The sequence below is a fragment of the Motilimonas sp. E26 genome, from assembly GCF_021278025.1.
In the GTDB taxonomy this organism is placed as follows: Bacteria; Pseudomonadota; Gammaproteobacteria; order Enterobacterales; family CBDFNC01; genus Motilimonas.
The window spans coordinates 104728-119841 of record NZ_JAIBHJ010000005.1; the positions used below are offsets into that span (position 1 = coordinate 104728).

The following is a 15114-nucleotide window of genomic DNA, read 5'->3' on the forward strand; positions in this document are numbered from 1 at the left end:
CTGATTATTCGTCAGCAATACTTGCTGGCGGCCAATTTTCAAGGCGCATGCCCAGAGATAAACCACGTGATGCCAATACATCCTTAATTTCAGTCAGAGACTTCTTACCAAGGTTTGGCGTTTTCAATAGTTCAACTTCGGTACGCTGTACCAGATCACCGATGTAATGGATCGATTCTGCTTTCAAACAGTTAGCAGAACGAACCGTTAGCTCTAGATCATCTACGGGACGAAGCAGGATTGGATCGAACTCAGGCTTCTCTTCTTTCTCTTCTGGTTCAGTTACATCACGAAGGTCTACGAACGCATCTAGCTGTTCAGCTAAAATTGTAGCAGAGCGACGAATCGCTTCTTCAGGATCTAAAGTACCATTAGTTTCCATGTCGATGACTAGTTTGTCTAAATCTGTACGTTGTTCTACACGAGCAGCTTCAACACTGTAAGCAATACGCTCTACAGGGCTATATGCCGCATCGACTAGCAAACGACCGATTGGACGCTCTTCATCTTCCGAATGGACACGAATTGAAGCTGGTACGTAACCACGACCACGTTGAACTCGGATGCGCATGCTAATGTCAGCATTGCTTGTCAAAGTACAAATAACGTGCTCTGGGTTAACTATCTCCACATCACCATCATGAGTGATGTCTCCCGCTAGTACAGGGCCTTCACCAGACTTTGTAAGCGTTAGCAGTGCTTCATCTTTACCTTCCAGTTTAACTGCAAGGCCTTTAAGATTAAGTAGGATTTCAAGAACATCTTCTTGAACGCCTTCCTTAGTACTGTATTCATGCATTACACCGTCGATTTCAACTTCAGTCACTGCACAACCTGGCATAGATGAAAGTAGAATGCGACGTAAAGCGTTACCTAAAGTATGGCCGAAACCACGCTCTAAAGGCTCGAGTGTAACTCGTGCACGATTAGCGGTAACCTGCTCGATGTCAACTAGTCTAGGTTTAAGAAATTCAGTTACAGAACCCTGCATTATGTCCTCTCTTAGCAGTTAACTTTACTTAGAGTAAAGTTCGACGATCAGCTGTTCGTTAATGTCCGCAGACAAATCAGAACGTTCTGGATAGCGCTTGAAAGTGCCTTCCATCTTGTTAGTGTCAACTTCTACCCAAGTAGGAAGTTCACGCTGTTGAGCGATTTCTAGAGCCGCTTTAATACGAGCTTGACTCTTAGCTTTTTCGCGAACGCTGATAACGTCGTTTGGTTTAACGTTGTACGATGGAATGTTTACCACTTTACCATTTACTAGAATAGCTTTATGGCTAACTAGTTGGCGAGATTCTGCGCGAGTAGAACCAAGACCGAAACGGTATACAACATTATCTAGACGACTTTCAAGAAGTTGTAGCAGGTTTGAACCTGTAGCACCTTTTAAACGTGCTGCTTCTTTGTAGTAGTTACGGAATTGCTTTTCTAGTACGCCGTACATACGACGAACTTTTTGCTTTTCACGTAATTGTAAACCGTAGTCAGATAGACGAGGTTTACGCGCACCATGTACACCAGGTGCATTATCAATCTTACACTTAGAGTCGATCGCACGAACACCAGACTTCAAAAATAGGTCGGTGCCTTCACGACGGCTAAGTTTGAGCTTAGGCCCAATATATCTTGCCATTTTCTTTCTCCAACAGGTCTAAAAAACGTTATACGCGACGTTTCTTAGGTGGACGACAACCGTTGTGTGGAATCGGAGTCACATCAGTAATATTAGTGATGCGGAAACCCGCTGCGTTTAACGCACGGATTGAAGACTCACGACCCGGACCAGGACCTTTAACGAAAACTTCTACGTTTTTCAGTCCATACTCTTTTGCAGCTTCAGCAGCGCGCTCAGAAGCGACCTGCGCAGCAAATGGAGTTGACTTACGTGAACCACGGAAGCCAGAACCACCTGCAGTAGCCCAAGAAAGAGCATTACCTTGACGATCGGTGATGGTAACGATTGTGTTGTTGAAAGATGCATGGATATGAGCCATGCCGTCAGCAACCTGCTTTTTGACGCGCTTACGAGCGCGAGTTGGAGCTTTAGCCATTACTTAACCCCTACTTCTTAATCGGTTTACGTGGGCCTTTACGAGTACGAGCATTCGTTTTAGAACGCTGTCCACGTACAGGCAAGCTGCGACGATGGCGAAGACCACGGTAACAACCAAGGTCCATTAGACGCTTGATGCTCATGGAAATTTCACGGCGTAAGTCACCCTCAACGGTAAACTTAGCTACTTCAGTACGAAGAGACTCAATTTGAGCTTCGTCTAATTCCTTGATCTTAACATTTTCAGCAATACCCGCTTCAGCACAAACTTTTTGTGCACGAGTTTTACCGATACCATAAATCGCAGTTAAGGCGATCACAGTATGCTTCTGATCAGGAATGTTAATGCCAGCGATACGGGCCACTATGCACTCCTAGTATTAATTAAAGGCCATCTGCGAAAAGCCCGGTAGGATACTCAACAGACGACAAAATTGCAAGCAAAAAACAGCTCTGATGGTTTAATAACCATCAGGCTGCAATTCATCTCGATGAAATCTCTGACTTAGCCTTGGCGTTGTTTATGCTTTGGCTCACTGCAGATTACACGTACAACGCCGTGGCGTTTGATAACCTTACAGTTACGACAGATTTTCTTAACGGATGCACGAACTTTCATTGCATAACTCCGTAAACAAATAGCTTACCCTAAAAATTAGATCTTAGCGACCATAACCTTTAAGATTTGCCTTTTTCAGGACGGATTCATATTGATGAGACATCAAATGAGTCTGAACCTGAGCCATAAAATCCATGATTACTACAACAATAATCAACAACGATGTACCACCGAAGTAGAATTGTGTGTTCATTGTAATCATCATGAACTCGGGAACCAGACAGACAAAGGTAATATAAAGTGCGCCAGCTAATGTTAGGCGTGTCATTACTTTGTCTATGTAGCGCGAAGTTTGTTCTCCGGGACGAATACCTGGAATAAAGGCACCGCTCTTCTTCAAGTTATCTGCCGTCTCGCGTGGATTAAACACAAGTGCAGTGTAGAAGAAGCAGAAGAAGATAATGGCAGCTGCATACAGCATTGCATGTAGCGGCTGGCCAGGTTGTAACGCGAGCGAAAACTCACCTAACCATTCAAAACCTTCAGTCTGTCCGAACCATTGTGCAATAGTACCAGGGAACAAAATTACACTTGAGGCAAAGATAGCTGGGATTACACCGGCCATATTTAGCTTCAGTGGTAAATGCGTGCTTTGTGCAGCAAATACCTTTCTACCTTGCTGGCGCTTGGCGTAGTTAACAACAATACGTCGCTGACCACGTTCAACAAACACCACAAAATAAGTTACTGCGAATACAATTGCGGCAAGCAAAAATAACAGTAACAAGTGTAATTCACCTTGGCGGGCTTGCTCTGCCGTCTGACCAATAGCAGACGGTAAACCAGCAACGATACCTACGAAAATCAGAATCGAGATACCATTACCTATGCCACGTTCGGTAATTTGTTCACCTAGCCACATAAGGAACATTGTTCCTGTGACTAAACTGATTACAGCTGTCAAATAGAAGCTCATGCCTGGGTTAACCACAAGGCCTGGGATCATATTTGGCAAACCAGTTGCAATACCAATTGCTTGGAATGTACCGAGTACCAACGTACCGTATCGGGTATATTGGCTAATCTTACGTCGTCCCGACTCACCTTCTTTTTTCAATTCAGCAAGTGGTGGGTGTACTACTGTTAGCAGTTGCACAATAATCGATGCCGAAATATACGGCATGATACCTAACGCAAGAATAGATGCACGTTCAAGTGCACCACCAGAGAACATGTTGAACATTTCAATGATGGTGCCTTTAGACTGCTGCATCAACTCAGCGAGGACAGCGGCGTCAATACCAGGAATTGGAATAAAGGAGCCCGCACGAAACACCAATATGGCACCTAGTACAAATAACAAGCGAGATTTAAGTTCACTTAAACCGCCTTGTGAGCCCTTCCCTTCTAACCCTGGTTTCTTAGCCATTTAATCTTATTCCTCGATTTTTCCGCCGACAGCTTCAATTGCAGCACGCGCGCCTTTTGTTGCTTTAAGGCCTTGTACTGTTACTTGGCGAGAAACTTCACCAGACAATACAATTTTCGCGAACCGAATATTATCAGCAATGATACCGGCTTTTTTCAGAGTTTCTAGAGAAACTACGTCACCTTCAACTTTCGCTAATTCACTTAAGCGAATTTCAGAACTTACTAAACTCTTACGAGAAGTAAAACCGAACTTAGGTAGACGTTGTTTCAAAGGCATTTGACCGCCTTCAAAACCTGGACGAACAGAACCGCCAGAACGAGATTTCTGACCTTTATGTCCGCGGCCACAGGTTTTACCTAGACCAGAACCGATACCACGACCTACACGTCTTGCTGCTGGTTTTGAACCTGCTGCTGGAGATAGAGTATTAAGTTTCATCAATTAATCCTCCACTTTAACCATGTAGTAAACTGAATTAACCATACCGCGAACAGAAGGAGTATCTTCTAGTTCAACAGTGTGGCCAATGCGGCGTAGACCTAAACCAGTTAACGTAGCTTTATGCTTCGGTAAACGGCCGATCGCGCTTTTAGTTTGAGTTACTTTAATCGTCTTAGCCATGGTCAATTACCCTAAAATCTGGTCAACAGTCAGACCACGCTTAGCAGCAACTTGCTCAGGAGCATTCATGCTCTCAAGCGCGTCGATAGTAGCGCGAACGATGTTGATTGGGTTAGTAGAACCGTAAGCTTTAGCAAGTACGTTTTGTACACCTACTACTTCTAGTACTGCACGCATCGCACCACCGGCGATGATACCTGTACCTTCAGATGCTGGCTGCATGTAAACTTTTGAGCCAGAGTGGCGCCCCTTAATAGGGTGCTGAAGTGTAGTACCATTAAGCGTTACAGTCGTTAGATTACGGCGCGCTTTTTCCATTGCTTTCTGGATAGCTGCAGGCACTTCACGTGCTTTACCGTAACCAAAACCTACACGACCATTGCCGTCACCAACTACTGTTAGTGCCGTGAAGCTAAAGATGCGACCACCTTTAACTACTTTTGAAACTCGGTTAACTGCGATAAGTTTTTCGTTCAGTTCACCGGCTTGAGTTTGTTCTTTTGCCATGACCCGCCCCTTAGAACTGAAGACCAGCTTCACGAGCCGCTTCAGCTAATGCTGAGATGCGACCATGATATTGAAAACCGCTGCGGTCGAAAGATACTTTAGCAACACCTTTCTCTACAGCACGCTCAGCAACCAATTTACCGATTAGCTTAGCCGCTTCAACATTACCACCGTTTTTAACTTGACTAGCAACGTCTTTTTCAACTGTTGATGCAGTTGCAATAACTTTTGCTTCTGGCGAGATCACCTGCGCGTAAGTGTGGCGCGGAGTACGGTGAATCACCAGGCGAGTTGCTCCCAACTCTTGCAATTTCTTACGCGTACGAGTTGCACGACGTAGACGAGATGCTTTCTTATCCATAGTGTTACCTTACTTCTTCTTAGCCTCTTTACGACGCACGTCTTCGTCAGCATAACGTACACCTTTACCTTTGTAAGGCTCTGGTGGACGGTAACCACGAATATCGGCGGCAACCTGTCCAATCAACTGCTTATCGATACCTTTCAGTACGATTTCAGTATTTGATGGACACTCGGCAGTGATACCTTCAGGTAGTGCGTGCTCAACAGGGTGAGAGAAACCTAGTGTTAGGTTTACTACTTTACCTTGAACAGCTGCACGGTAACCAACACCTAGTAGCTGAAGTTTGCGTTCGAAACCTTTCGATACGCCTTCAACCATGTTGTTAACTAGTGAGCGAGCAGTACCAGCTTGAGCACTTGCTCCAACTACACCCTCAACCCAAGAAAAAGTCAGTTTACCTTCTTCTTCTTTAACAACAACAGCATTGTTAATAACACGGCTTAATGAACCGTTGTTACCTTTAACTGTGATTTCCTGGCCGTTAATTTTAACTTCTACGCCAGCTGGAATAGCAACAGGCGATTTAGCAACGCGTGACATATCTACTCCTTAAGCTACGTAACAGATGATCTCACCACCGATGCCCGCTTTACGCGCTGCACGATCGGTCATCACACCTTGTGAAGTTGAAACAATTGCAACACCTAGGCCGTCAAGAACTTTTGGCAGTTCTGAAGAGCTTTTGTAGATGCGCAGACCTGGACGACTAACACGTTTAATGCTGTCGATAACTTTTTTACCTTGGAAGTACTTAAGAGTTACTTCCAATTCTGGTTTAGCTTCACCAACTACAGCGAAATCAGCGATATAGCCTTCTTCTTTAAGCACTGCAGCGATAGCTACTTTTTGCTTAGAAGATGGCATTTTCACTGCAACTTTGTTGGCCGCTTGACCGTTGCGAATGCGTGTTAGCATATCAGCAATAGGATCTTGCATGCTCATATTTGCTTACTCCGTGATAGTGGATTACCAACTAGCCTTTTTAAGGCCAGGAACTTCACCGCGCATCATGTGTTCACGCAGCTTAATACGGCTCATGCCGAATTTACGCAGGTAACCATGTGGGCGACCAGTAACGTTACAGCGGTTACGCTGACGACTCTTACTGGAATCACGAGGTAGCGTTTGTAGCTTAAGCACTGCAGCCCAACGGTCTTCATCTGATGTATTCACGTCAGTGATCGCCGCTTTTAGCGCTGCGCGTTGTTCAGCGTACTTGCTAACCAGTTTTTCACGTTTTGCTTCACGTGCTTTCATGGATTGTTTAGCCATAACCCTACACCTTATTTACGGAATGGGAAGTTGAATGCAGCTAACAGTGCACGACCTTCTTCATCTGAAGCAGCAGTAGTAGTGATAGTAATATCAAGACCACGTACTTTATCGACTTTATCGTAATCGATTTCAGGGAAGATGATTTGCTCACGTACACCCATGCTGTAGTTACCACGGCCGTCGAATGACTTAGGATTCAAGCCGCGGAAGTCACGTACACGTGGTAGCGAAATGCTAACCAAGCGTTCGAAGAATTCCCACATCCGTTCACCGCGTAAGGTCACTTTACAACCAATAGGGTAGCCTTCACGGATCTTGAAGCCCGCAACAGATTTGCGCGCCTTGGTGATTAGTGGCTTTTGACCAGAAATTGCAGCCATATCAGCAGCCGCATTCTCTAGTGCTTTTTTATCAGCCAGAGCTTCACCAACACCCATATTTAGGGTGATCTTTTCAATCCGAGGGACTTGCATGACAGATTTGTAACCGAACTTCGTTTGAAGATCAGACGCTACTGTCTCTTTGTAAAAATCATGCAGTTTCGCCATCGTAAACTCCAATTACTTCACAGTTTCATTATTAGATTTGAAGAAACGTACTTTTTTGCCGTCTTCAAGTCTAAAACCAACACGATCAGCTTTACCCGTAGATGGGTTAAGGACCGCAACGTTTGAAGCGTCAATTGCCGCTTCTTTTTCAACGATGCCACCTGCTACACCCAATTGAGGGTTTGGCTTGGTGTGCTTCTTGATAGTATTTACGCCTTCGACGAACACTTTGCCGTTAGGTAGAACTTTGGTAACTTTACCAGTTTTACCTTTATCTTTACCGGCTAGTACGATCACTTCGTCGTCACGAATAATTTTTGCTGCCATTATTGACTCCGCCTTTTACAGTACTTCAGGTGCCAGAGACACAATTTTCATAAATTGCTCTGAACGAAGTTCACGAGTCACAGGCCCAAAGATACGTGTACCAATTGGTTGTTTGTTTGCATTCAAGATAACCGCAGCATTGCGGTCAAAACGAATCAAAGAACCATCAGGACGACGTACACCTTTTCTGGTACGCACTACCACAGCATTGTAAACATCACCTTTTTTAACTTTACCGCGAGGAATTGCTTCCTTAACAGTAACTTTGATGATGTCACCAATCGCTGCATAACGGCGGTGCGAGCCACCAAGGACCTTAATACACATTACGCTACGTGCGCCTGAGTTATCAGCCACGTCAAGCATACTTTGCATCTGGATCATTTCAGTGCTCCGCTATTATTACAACAAGATTTCAGCCTAATCTGAAATCATGGCTACCTTCCCTTTAGAGGGCGGCGCATTATAACACCACATTCTGAGAAAAGGTAGTATAAATAAAAAGCGGCCCCAATAAAGGCGCCGCTTTTTTTGAAAAAGCTTAAAAATTAAGCTTTTGCAATTACTTCAACCAATGTCCAAGACTTAGTCTTAGAAAGAGGACGACATTCACGGATAAGAACCCAATCGCCTTCAACACACTGATTTGTTTCGTCATGTACGTGTAACTTAGTAGTACGCTTGATGAACTTACCGTAGATCGGATGTTTCACTTTACGTTCAATCGCTACTGTGATGGACTTGTCCATCTTGTCGCTGATGACTTTAGCTTGAAGAGTACGAGTATTTTCGCTCATTACGCATCTGCCTTCTGAGTTAGCAAAGTTTTAACACGCGCGATGTTACGGCGTACTTCTTTTTGCAAGTGAGTTTGAGCCAGTTGGCCTGTGCTCGCTTGCATGCGTAGGTTGAACTGCTCGCGTAATAGGCTTAACAGTTCAGCATTCAGCTCTTCAACGCTCTTAGTTTTAAGTTCGCTTGCTTTCATTACATCACCGTTCTTGTTACGAAAGTAGTACTGATAGGCAGTTTAGCAGCTGCTAGTGCAAATGCTTCACGTGCTATCGCCTCTGGAACGCCTTCCATTTCGTAAAGGACTTTACCAGGTTGAATTTGAGCAACCCAATATTCTACGTTACCTTTACCTTTACCCATACGAACCTCAAGAGGTTTTTCTGTAATAGGCTTATCAGGGAAAACGCGGATCCAGATTTTACCTTGACGCTTAACCGCACGAGTCATCGCACGACGTGCAGCTTCAATTTGACGTGCAGTCAAACGGCCACGTCCTGTCGCTTTAAGACCAAACTGGCCAAAGCTAACGTCTTGTCCTTTAGCTAGACCACGGTTACGACCGGTGTGCTGCTTACGGAATTTAGTACGTTTTGGTTGCAACATTTCTGAATCTCCTTACTTACCACGGCCTTTGCGTTTAGGCTTGGCAGGTGCTTCTGGTTGACCACCTAATGGTAGTGCACCAAGAACTTCACCTTTAAAGATCCAAACCTTAACACCAATGATACCGTAAGTAGTTAAAGCTTCAGACGTCGAGTAATCGATGTCTGCACGTAGTGTATGTAGAGGCACACGACCTTCACGATACCACTCAGTACGTGCGATTTCAGCACCACCAAGACGACCACTTACTTCAACTTTGATACCTTTAGCACCAAGACGCATTGCATTTTGAACTGCGCGCTTCATAGCACGACGGAACATAACACGACGCTCTAGCTGAGAAGAGATGCTGTCAGCTACTAGCTTGGCATCTAACTCTGGCTTACGCACTTCGGAAATGTTGATTTGTGCAGGTACACCAGCCATTTTAGCCACTGCATTGCGCAATTTTTCTACGTCTTCGCCTTTCTTACCAATAACAACACCTGGGCGAGCAGTGTGAATAGTCACACGAATACTCTTAGCAGGGCGTTCAATAGTAATTTTAGACAATGACGCATTTTTCAGTTCTTTAGTAAGGAACTGACGCACTTCGAAATCACCGTATAGGTTAGCAGCGAAGTCTTTTTCGGCATACCAGGTAGAGCTAAAAGGCTTAGTGATACCTAGGCGAATACCGTTAGGATGTACTTTCTGACCCATTACTTATCCCCTGTCCGATACCACAATTGTGATGTGGCTTGAACGCTTAAGAATGCGATCAGCACGGCCTTTAGCACGAGGCATAATACGCTTCATGGTTGGACCTTCATCAACAAAAATTTTGGCAACTTTTAGTTCATCAATATCAGCGCCTTCATTGTGCTCAGCGTTAGCAATAGCAGAATCAAGAACTTTCTTAACTAGGTCAGCGGCTTTTTTGTCGCTGAAAGTTAAAATGTTTAGCGCTTTTTCAACTGGTAGACCACGGATCTGGTCAGCAACTAGACGTGCTTTTTGCGCCGAAGTACGAGCAAACTTATGTTTAGCTAAAGCTTCCATTATCTACTCCTTACTTCTTCTTCGCTTTCTTATCTGCGACGTGGCCGCGATAAGTACGAGTTGGTGCAAACTCACCCAATTTTTGGCCGATCATTTCATCGGTTACAAATACTGGTACGTGCTGACGACCATTATGGACAGCGATGGTCAAACCAATCATATCTGGAATGATCATTGAACGACGGGACCAAGTCTTAACAGGCTTTTTGTCACCGCTTTCCAACGCTTTCTCTACCTTCTTCAACAAGTGTAGGTCAATAAATGGACCCTTCTTGAGAGAACGTGGCATGGCGTATTCCTCTAATTATTTCTTATTACGACGACGTACAATGTACTTATCAGTACGCTTGTTCGAACGAGTCTTGTAGCCCTTAGTTGGCACACCCCATGGTGAAACAGGATGACGACCACCAGAAGTACGACCTTCACCACCACCGTGTGGGTGATCAACCGGGTTCATTACAACACCACGTACTGTAGGGCGAACACCGCGCCAGCGGCTTGCACCAGCTTTACCTAGACGGCGAAGCATGTGCTCAGCATTACCAACTTCACCAATCGTCGCGCGACAATCTGACTGAACTTTACGCATTTCGCCAGAGCGAAGACGTAGTGTTACATAGTCACCATCACGAGCGATGATTTGTGCGTAAGCACCTGCTGAACGAGCTAATTGAGCACCCTTACCAGGCTTCATTTCCACAGCGTGCACAGTAGAACCTACTGGGATATTACGCATAGGAAGAGCGTTACCTGCTTTGATTGGCGCATCAATACCAGATAGTAGTGCATCGCCAGCTTGAACACCTTTAGGTGCTAAGATGTAGCGACGCTCACCGTCTGCATAAAGTACTAGTGCGATATTCGCAGTACGGTTTGGATCATATTCCAAACGCTCTACTTTTGCAGGGATGCCATCTTTATTACGTTTAAAGTCGATTACACGATAGTGTTGCTTATGACCACCACCGATGTGACGAACTGTAATACGACCGCCGTTGTTACGACCACCCGACTTAGACTTAGTCTCAAGTAGTGGTGCGTATGGCTTGCCTTTGTACAGGTCGTTGTTAACCACTTTAACGACGTGGCGACGACCTGGAGATGTAGGCTTACATTTTACAATAGCCATTGATAAAGTTCCTCTTACTCAGCGCCAGCGAAATCGATTTCAGCACCGTCTGCCAGAGTCACGTAAGCCTTTTTCCAATCGGAACGACGACCTACACGTTGACCATGACGCTTGGTTTTACCCTTAACAACAAGAGTGCTAACGCCAGTCACTTCAACTTCAAACAGTTTTTCAACTGCTGCTTTGATTTCTGCTTTAGTTGCTGTTGTAGCAACTTTGAACACAACTGTGTTGTCTAGTTCAGCAGAACGAGTGCTCTTCTCAGAGATATGTGGAGCACTCAGTACTTTCAGTAAACGTTCTTCACTGATCATGCTAAAGCCTCCTCAATCTTCTTAACTGCAGCAGCAGTAACAAGAACTTTCTCAAAGCCGATTAGGCTAACAGGGTCGATACCAGCAGCATCACGTACGTCAACTTTGTATAAGTTGCGCGCAGCTAGGAACAAGTTCTCATCTACTTCTTCAGTGATGATAAGAACGTCGTTTAGCTCAAGCTCTTTCAGCTTAGCTACTAGCTCTTTAGTCTTAGGTGTTTCAACAGCGAAGTTTTCAACAACTACTAGACGATCTTGGCGAACAAGTTCAGAAAGGATGCTTTGAACCGCACCACGATACATTTTCTTGTTAACTTTTTGGCTGTGGTCCTGTGGACGCGCAGCAAAAGTTACACCACCAGAACGCCAGATTGGGCTCGCTTGGCTACCAGAACGTGCGCGGCCAGTACCCTTTTGACGCCAAGGTTTTTTACCCGTACCAACGATCTCTGCACGAGTCTTTTGTTTACGTGTACCTTGACGAGCACCTGCAGCGTATGCAACGACAACCTGATGAATCAGGGCTTCGTTGAATTCACGTCCGAAGGTAGTTTCGGAAACTTCAAGAGCGCTTTGCGCGTCTTTCAATACCAATTCCATTACTATCTCCTGTTACGCTTTGACGGCAGGTTTGATGATGACGTCAGCGTTGATTGCACCTGGTACCGCACCTTTTACAAGGATAAGGTTACGCTCAGCGTCAACACGAACAACTTCTAGGTTCTGAGTCGTTACACGAACAGCACCCATGTGACCAGCCATTTTCTTGCCTTTAAATACGCGACCTGGAGTTTGACATTGGCCAATTGAACCCGGTGCACGATGGGCAAGAGAGTTACCGTGAGTCGCATCTTGAGTACGGAAGTTCCAACGCTTAACAGCACCTTGGAAGCCCTTACCTTTAGATTGACCAGTAACATCTACTTTATTTACTTCGTTGAAATTATCAACGTTCAGCTCAGCACCCACTTGGATGTCTGCGCCTTCATTGTCTGCAAGACGAAATTCCCACAAACCGCGACCTGCTTCAACACCAGCTTTCGCGAAAATACCTGCTTGAGGTTTATTTACGCGGCTTGCTTTTTTGGTGCCGGTGGTCACTTGAATTGCGCTGTAACCGTCAGTTTCTAGGCCTTTAACCTGAGTAACGCGGTTTGCAGTACATTCAATTACCGTAACTGGAATAGAAACGCCATCTTCAGTGAAGATGCGAGTCATACCAACTTTACGACCAACTAGACCGATTGTCATTGTTATAACCTCTTTCTCTTCCGTTTAGCCCAAGCTGATTTGAACGTCAACACCAGCGGCTAGATCTAGCCTCATTAGTGCGTCAACAGTCTTGTCAGTTGGCTCTACGATATCAATCAAGCGCTTGTGCGTACGAATTTCGTACTGATCACGCGCATCTTTGTTTACGTGCGGAGAAACCAGTACAGTAAAGCGCTCTTTACGAGTAGGCAGTGGAATCGGACCACGAACCTGAGCACCCGTGCGCTTTGCAGTTTCAACGATTTCCGCTGTAGAGTTATCGATCAGTCTGTGATCAAACGCTTTCAGGCGGATACGGATTCTTTGGTTCTGCATGGACCAAGGCTCCAATAGTTAAAAACATAAAAAAAACTCCACCAATCTACTTTACTTAAAATAAGTGATTAGTGAGGCTTAAACCATTAGCCACCCAAATCGGGGGCTCTGTGTGGCCAGTAATTCTGGCAGGGAGCTATTGCTCCACTTACTCTATTAGCAAGTGGAGCGCATTATACAGAGATATGGTGAATTTGCAATCGATGGAATGCAGTTAATTGTAGATATTTTAAGTTTACTATTTGAATTGGCCGTATTCGGCTTGTACCGAGATATTGCGGCCTGTCTGCTTGGCGTGATAGAGAGCCTGATCGGCGATGCAAATCAGATTTTTGTGAGGCATGCCATTCACGGGTTGGATACAAACATGTCCCAAGCTAATGGTTACTCGTTCTTTAATCCCATTTTCCGGATGTGAAATATTGAGCAGCTCAATTTTCTTACGACAAAGCTCTGCCAGTACGGCGGTTTGCTCGGCACTGATTCCAGGACAAAGTAAAACGATTTCTTCACCGCCATAACGGGCAACAAGATCTTTATTACTATTAACACACTCTTTTAGGGCCTGCGAAATGCGTTGTAGGCAAACGTCCCCTTCGGGGTGGCCAAACCTGTCATTATATTGCTTGAAAAAGTCAACATCGATCAAAACTAAAGAAATATTGCTGTGCTCACGTAGCGCATTAATCCACTCTGATTCTAGCCGCTCATCGAAAGCTCGCCGATTTGCTAAACCAGTTAACGAATCAATCGCAGAAACCAGCTGTAATGCAGAATTAGCGTCTGCCAAAGCTCGGTAGGCTTGAGCAAGTTCAGTGGTACGCTCTCGTACTCGCAATTCAAGCTCTCTGTTAAGTAACATCACTTGCTCTTCAGCTTGTTTGCGCATGATCATTTGCGCGACCGTGGAAGCGAGAAGGATTAATACTTCTTTTTGGTAGTCTGGTAACGGTTTGTGATTAATGAAATTGTCACAGGCAATCCAACCTATCGTTTCATCACCATGCCATAGGGCAATCATCGCATTCCAGCCTGAGCCTATTTCCTTGGTATCATGCAAAATGGGCGCATCATCCCAAACGCTTAAATAGTCCTTACGTGTTAACGCTTCTTGTACAAATGGCACATTTGGAATGTTGTTTTGAAAATAGCTCTCATCAACAACCTCACCTTGTTCATTAGTACCATAAGTACCAAAATACATATCGCGCTCGGTATCCATGATAAATACCGCCATACGATCAATACCAAGACGAGTCGTACCAGCCTCAACAGTATGGCGATACAATTCATCTAATGAATATAACTTAGACAGTTCAATAGTGATTTCATGTAACTCTTTCAGTAGTCCTGAAAACGCAGCTGTTTGCTCGTCCGCTCTGGCCAAGGCAAGTTCTTTGCGCTGTAACTCTGATTGCTGAGCCTGATGAACTAATGACAAGCGATAATTATCTAACCCAAAACTAAGGGCTTCGAGTAAATACTCGTTTACTTTTGACGATACTCCCTTCTTACCTTCTACAATTAATAAACCAATAATACCTTGCTGGTTTACTAAAGGCAGAATGCCATCCACACTTTTGCCTTCGTTTATCACTGAATAACATGATATTAAAGGAAAGTCAGGCTCTTGGTAGACCGATAAAGGCGTAGAAAAATACCGCACTCCCTCTCTATGGTTAGCACGCGCAACCACATATAAACTTTGATCATCGACCAGTAACAAAGTGCAGCCCTGATAGAGGCTTGATAAACTACCAAGGCCAGAATAACAAAAGGCTTCGAATCCCTTTGCCCTCGGCATATTTTGAACTAATGTTTGAAACATAAAATAAGTTCGCGCATCCTTCGCTAAGTATGAAACCCGCAATAAATCAGCGGTTTTAGCCATATTATCAAAGCGCTATAAACCCGTTAATTAATCCAACCTGAAATGAGACCCGCATCAATA

General features: G+C 44.7%; 28 protein-coding genes. All 28 read right to left on the bottom strand.

Features of this window, described 5'->3' with window-relative positions; translation table 11 throughout:
- Positions 1–4: 4 nt before the first annotated feature.
- The 28 genes from rpoA to K1M91_RS06335 all read right to left on the bottom strand — a co-directional run bounded on the left by rpoA (position 5) and on the right by K1M91_RS06335 (position 15054).
- Positions 5–991 (bottom strand): DNA-directed RNA polymerase subunit alpha, encoded by a 987-nt coding sequence (gene rpoA, locus K1M91_RS06200; protein ID WP_232800685.1) that lies wholly within the window; start codon positions 989–991, stop codon positions 5–7.
- A gap of 24 nt (positions 992–1015) precedes the next feature.
- Positions 1016–1636, bottom strand: a complete 621-nt coding sequence (gene rpsD, locus K1M91_RS06205; RefSeq protein WP_232800686.1) for a 30S ribosomal protein S4 — start codon at positions 1634–1636, stop codon at positions 1016–1018.
- Between the two features lie 28 nt (positions 1637–1664).
- Positions 1665–2054: a 30S ribosomal protein S11 gene (gene rpsK, locus K1M91_RS06210; RefSeq protein ID WP_232800687.1), complete on the bottom strand. Its 390-nt coding sequence runs from the start codon at positions 2052–2054 to the stop codon at positions 1665–1667.
- 10 nt (positions 2055–2064) lie between these two features.
- Positions 2065–2421 carry a 30S ribosomal protein S13 gene (gene rpsM, locus K1M91_RS06215; RefSeq protein ID WP_232800688.1) on the bottom strand — a complete coding sequence of 119 codons (357 nt, stop codon included), beginning with the start codon at positions 2419–2421 and terminating at the stop codon, positions 2065–2067.
- 140 nt (positions 2422–2561) lie between these two features.
- Entirely contained in the window at positions 2562–2675 is a 114-nt protein-coding gene (gene rpmJ, locus K1M91_RS06220) for a 50S ribosomal protein L36 (protein WP_232800689.1), read from the bottom strand.
- A 43-nt stretch (positions 2676–2718) separates the two neighbouring features.
- Complete coding sequence (gene secY, locus K1M91_RS06225; RefSeq protein WP_232800690.1) at positions 2719–4044, bottom strand: preprotein translocase subunit SecY; 1326 nt, start codon at positions 4042–4044, stop codon at positions 2719–2721.
- 6 nt (positions 4045–4050) lie between these two features.
- The gene (rplO, locus tag K1M91_RS06230; RefSeq protein ID WP_232800691.1) at positions 4051–4485 is read right to left on the bottom strand and encodes a 50S ribosomal protein L15; all 435 of its coding nucleotides are present in this window, start codon (positions 4483–4485) and stop codon (positions 4051–4053) included.
- A 3-nt stretch (positions 4486–4488) separates the two neighbouring features.
- Entirely contained in the window at positions 4489–4668 is a 180-nt protein-coding gene (gene rpmD / locus K1M91_RS06235) for a 50S ribosomal protein L30 (RefSeq protein ID WP_232800692.1), read from the bottom strand.
- Positions 4669–4674: 6 nt separating this feature from the next.
- Entirely contained in the window at positions 4675–5175 is a 501-nt protein-coding gene (rpsE, locus tag K1M91_RS06240) for a 30S ribosomal protein S5 (protein ID WP_232800693.1), read from the bottom strand.
- Between the two features lie 10 nt (positions 5176–5185).
- Positions 5186–5536 carry a 50S ribosomal protein L18 gene (rplR, locus tag K1M91_RS06245; RefSeq protein ID WP_232800694.1) on the bottom strand — a complete coding sequence of 117 codons (351 nt, stop codon included), beginning with the start codon at positions 5534–5536 and terminating at the stop codon, positions 5186–5188.
- 9 nt (positions 5537–5545) lie between these two features.
- On the bottom strand, positions 5546–6079 hold the full coding sequence (rplF, locus tag K1M91_RS06250) for a 50S ribosomal protein L6 (RefSeq protein WP_232800695.1): 534 nt from the start codon (positions 6077–6079) through the stop codon (positions 5546–5548).
- Positions 6080–6088: 9 nt separating this feature from the next.
- Entirely contained in the window at positions 6089–6481 is a 393-nt protein-coding gene (gene rpsH, locus K1M91_RS06255) for a 30S ribosomal protein S8 (protein WP_232800696.1), read from the bottom strand.
- Between the two features lie 24 nt (positions 6482–6505).
- Positions 6506–6811, bottom strand: a complete 306-nt coding sequence (rpsN, locus tag K1M91_RS06260; protein ID WP_232800697.1) for a 30S ribosomal protein S14 — start codon at positions 6809–6811, stop codon at positions 6506–6508.
- Positions 6812–6822: 11 nt separating this feature from the next.
- Positions 6823–7362 carry a 50S ribosomal protein L5 gene (gene rplE, locus K1M91_RS06265; protein ID WP_232800698.1) on the bottom strand — a complete coding sequence of 180 codons (540 nt, stop codon included), beginning with the start codon at positions 7360–7362 and terminating at the stop codon, positions 6823–6825.
- 12 nt (positions 7363–7374) lie between these two features.
- Positions 7375–7689 carry a 50S ribosomal protein L24 gene (gene rplX / locus K1M91_RS06270; protein ID WP_232800699.1) on the bottom strand — a complete coding sequence of 105 codons (315 nt, stop codon included), beginning with the start codon at positions 7687–7689 and terminating at the stop codon, positions 7375–7377.
- 15 nt (positions 7690–7704) lie between these two features.
- Complete coding sequence (gene rplN, locus K1M91_RS06275) at positions 7705–8073, bottom strand: 50S ribosomal protein L14 (RefSeq protein ID WP_232800700.1); 369 nt, start codon at positions 8071–8073, stop codon at positions 7705–7707.
- A gap of 164 nt (positions 8074–8237) precedes the next feature.
- Positions 8238–8486, bottom strand: a complete 249-nt coding sequence (gene rpsQ / locus K1M91_RS06280) for a 30S ribosomal protein S17 (protein WP_232800701.1) — start codon at positions 8484–8486, stop codon at positions 8238–8240.
- On the bottom strand, positions 8486–8677 hold the full coding sequence (gene rpmC / locus K1M91_RS06285) for a 50S ribosomal protein L29 (protein WP_232800702.1): 192 nt from the start codon (positions 8675–8677) through the stop codon (positions 8486–8488). Before rpmC ends, rpsQ begins: the two co-directional genes overlap by 1 nt.
- Positions 8677–9087: a 50S ribosomal protein L16 gene (gene rplP / locus K1M91_RS06290; RefSeq protein ID WP_232800703.1), complete on the bottom strand. Its 411-nt coding sequence runs from the start codon at positions 9085–9087 to the stop codon at positions 8677–8679. Before rplP ends, rpmC begins: the two co-directional genes overlap by 1 nt.
- A 12-nt stretch (positions 9088–9099) precedes the next feature.
- Positions 9100–9789, bottom strand: a complete 690-nt coding sequence (gene rpsC, locus K1M91_RS06295) for a 30S ribosomal protein S3 (RefSeq protein WP_232800704.1) — start codon at positions 9787–9789, stop codon at positions 9100–9102.
- Positions 9790–9792: 3 nt separating this feature from the next.
- Positions 9793–10128, bottom strand: a complete 336-nt coding sequence (gene rplV / locus K1M91_RS06300; RefSeq protein ID WP_232800705.1) for a 50S ribosomal protein L22 — start codon at positions 10126–10128, stop codon at positions 9793–9795.
- Between the two features lie 10 nt (positions 10129–10138).
- A complete protein-coding gene (gene rpsS, locus K1M91_RS06305) occupies positions 10139–10417 on the bottom strand; it encodes a 30S ribosomal protein S19 (protein ID WP_119909482.1) in 279 nt (92 codons plus the stop codon).
- Between the two features lie 15 nt (positions 10418–10432).
- The gene (gene rplB, locus K1M91_RS06310) at positions 10433–11260 is read right to left on the bottom strand and encodes a 50S ribosomal protein L2 (protein WP_232800706.1); all 828 of its coding nucleotides are present in this window, start codon (positions 11258–11260) and stop codon (positions 10433–10435) included.
- Between the two features lie 14 nt (positions 11261–11274).
- Positions 11275–11574, bottom strand: a complete 300-nt coding sequence (rplW, locus tag K1M91_RS06315; RefSeq protein ID WP_232800707.1) for a 50S ribosomal protein L23 — start codon at positions 11572–11574, stop codon at positions 11275–11277.
- The gene (gene rplD, locus K1M91_RS06320) at positions 11571–12176 is read right to left on the bottom strand and encodes a 50S ribosomal protein L4 (protein WP_232800708.1); all 606 of its coding nucleotides are present in this window, start codon (positions 12174–12176) and stop codon (positions 11571–11573) included. The genes rplW and rplD overlap by 4 nt, the downstream gene beginning before the upstream one ends.
- Before the next feature lie 12 nt (positions 12177–12188).
- Positions 12189–12827, bottom strand: a complete 639-nt coding sequence (gene rplC / locus K1M91_RS06325; protein ID WP_232800709.1) for a 50S ribosomal protein L3 — start codon at positions 12825–12827, stop codon at positions 12189–12191.
- A 24-nt stretch (positions 12828–12851) separates the two neighbouring features.
- Positions 12852–13163 carry a 30S ribosomal protein S10 gene (gene rpsJ / locus K1M91_RS06330; protein WP_119909477.1) on the bottom strand — a complete coding sequence of 104 codons (312 nt, stop codon included), beginning with the start codon at positions 13161–13163 and terminating at the stop codon, positions 12852–12854.
- A gap of 238 nt (positions 13164–13401) precedes the next feature.
- Complete coding sequence (locus K1M91_RS06335) at positions 13402–15054, bottom strand: diguanylate cyclase (RefSeq protein ID WP_232800710.1); 1653 nt, start codon at positions 15052–15054, stop codon at positions 13402–13404.
- Positions 15055–15114 lie beyond the last annotated feature (60 nt).